Here is a 530-nt window from a genome sequence, read left to right as displayed (position 1 = left end):
TTCTGGCCGCGACGACTCAGCGCCAGCGCCTGCACCGTGTCCAGCGGCAACGCCACCGCCAGATCCGTCGACAGCGTCGTCTTGAAGCTCATCGTCTGCGACGCTCCCACCGGCTGCACCACCACGCTGTAGGTACCCGCGGTGCCTGCCGACACGTTCAAGCCACAACCGCTGGTACTCTGGTAGCAGCTCATGCTCGTCAGATGACTGCCATCCGGACGGTAGACGTACACGTTTACGTAGCTGCCCGTCGACACCACCAGATCGCTGATGCCCAGACCCAGACGCTGGCCGGCCGACGCCGGGAACGTCAGGTATACGTTCTGACCGGCGACCGTCGTGGCGTACTCGCCGCCATCGCCATCCACCGCCTCGCCACCGGTTGTTCCGCTCGCCAGCAGCACCTGCGCCTGCAGCGTCTCGCCGTAATACGGGTCTACGAATACCTGATAATCGCCCGTCTCCGGCAGGTTCGTCAGGTTCAACGTCGTGCCCGACGTGGTGGTCGTGCTCGTCAGCAACGTCCCGTT

Annotated in this window: 1 pseudogene; it reads right to left on the bottom strand. The window is 64.5% G+C overall.

Annotated features, from left to right (window positions below):
* A pseudogene (locus Z164_RS22915) lies at positions 1–530 on the bottom strand (beta strand repeat-containing protein); the annotation flags it as partial.

Source organism: Luteimonas huabeiensis HB2, from assembly GCF_000559025.1.
Classification (GTDB): Bacteria; Pseudomonadota; Gammaproteobacteria; order Xanthomonadales; family Xanthomonadaceae; genus Luteimonas; species Luteimonas huabeiensis.
The sequence above is the reverse complement of the archived record's forward strand: the minus strand, read 5'-3'. Positions and strand labels throughout refer to the sequence as shown.